Annotated in this window: 1 rRNA gene (cut by a window edge); it reads left to right on the top strand. The window is 51.0% G+C overall.

Features of this window, described 5'->3' with window-relative positions:
* Positions 1-139: 139 nt before the first annotated feature.
* Positions 140-1830 (top strand): 23S ribosomal RNA (locus LJ739_RS18980); it runs 1288 nt beyond the window's last position.

Raw genomic sequence — 1830 nt, 5'->3', positions numbered from 1 at the left:
GTAATCTTCAAGCGTATTCTATCTGATTTTTGTGATTAGCTTGTCATGCATACATAGAGCCTTCAGTGGCTTACACCAAGTCTATGCAAGCGGCCTCACGGTGGTGAGTGTCCGTACAAAAGGGGATTTGGGGTTGTATGGTTAAGTGACAAAGCGTATACGGTGGATGCCTTGGCAGTTAGAGGCGATGAAGGACGTGTAAGTCTGCGAAAAGCTGTGGTGAGCTGACAAAACGCATTTGAGCCACAGATGTCCGAATGGGGAAACCCACCGCTTCGGCGGTATCGTTAGGTGAATACATAGCCTAACGAGGCAAACGAGGGGAACTGAAACATCTAAGTACCCTTAGGAAAAGAAATCAACCGAGATTCCCCTAGTAGCGGCGAGCGAACGGGGATTAGCCCTTAAGTTATCAGTGCGTCAGTGGAAGGCTCTGGAAAGTGCCGCGATACAGGGTGATAGCCCCGTACACGAAGACAATCTGTTAATGAAATCGAGTAGGTCGGGACACGTGTTATCTTGACTGAATATGGGGGGACCATCCTCCAAGGCTAAATACTCCTAACTGACCGATAGTGAACCAGTACCGTGAGGGAAAGGCGAAAAGAACCCCTGTGAGGGGAGTGAAATAGAACCTGAAACCGTATACGTACAAGCAGTGGGAGCCTCTTCGTGGGGTGACTGCGTACCTTTTGTATAATGGGTCAGCGACTTATATTTTGTAGCGAGGTTAACCGTATAGGGGAGCCGTAGGGAAACCGAGTCTTAACTGGGCGTTTAGTTGCAAGGTATAGACCCGAAACCCGGTGATCTAGCCATGGGCAGGTTGAAGGTTGAGTAACATCAACTGGAGGACCGAACCCACTAACGTTGAAAAGTTAGGGGATGACTTGTGGCTGGGGGTGAAAGGCCAATCAAACCGGGAGATAGCTGGTTCTCCCCGAAATCTATTTAGGTAGAGCCTCGGACGAACACCTCAGGGGGTAGAGCACTGTTAAGGCTAGGGGGTCATCCCGACTTACCAACCCTTTGCAAACTCCGAATACCTGAGAGTGCTATCCGGGAGACACACGGCGGGTGCTAACGTCCGTCGTGGAGAGGGAAACAACCCAGACCGCCAGCTAAGGTCCCAAAATATTGCTAAGTGGGAAACGATGTGGGAAGGCTAAGACAGCTAGGAGGTTGGCTTAGAAGCAGCCACCCTTTAAAGAAAGCGTAATAGCTCACTAGTCGAGTCGGCCTGCGCGGAAGATGTAACGGGGCTAAGCAATATACCGAAGCTGCGGCAGCATACTTGTATGCTGGGTAGGGGAGCGTTGTGTAAGCTGTTGAAGGTGTGTCGAGAGGCATGCTGGAGGTATCACAAGTGCGAATGCTGACATGAGTAACGATAATGGGGGTGAAAAACCCCCACGCCGGAAGACCAAGGTTTCCTGTCCCATGCTAATCAGGGCAGGGTAAGTCGGCCCCTAAGGCGAGGCAGAAATGCGTAGTCGATGGGAAACGGGTTAATATTCCCGTACTTGCAATATCAGTGAAGGGGGGACGGAGAAGGCTAGGCCAGCATGGCGTTGGTTGTCCATGTGAAAGTGCGTAGGCTGAGAACTTAGGAAAATCCGGGTTCTCAAGGCCGAGACACGAGACGATGCTCTACGGAGCAGAAGTGGTTGATGCCCGGCTTCCAGGAAAAGCCTCTAAACTTATGATATTGCGAACCGTACCCCAAACCGACACAGGTGGTCAGGTAGAGAATACTAAGGCGCTTGAGAGAACTCGGGTGAAGGAACTCGGCAAAATAGTACCGTAACTTCGGGAGAAGGTACGCCACTG

Origin of the sequence: Fluctibacter halophilus (genome assembly GCF_020687825.1) — a bacterium.
GTDB lineage: Bacteria > Pseudomonadota > Gammaproteobacteria > Enterobacterales > Alteromonadaceae > Fluctibacter > Fluctibacter halophilus.
Note: the sequence above shows the minus strand (reverse complement) of the source record. Positions and strands in the feature narration are given on the sequence as shown.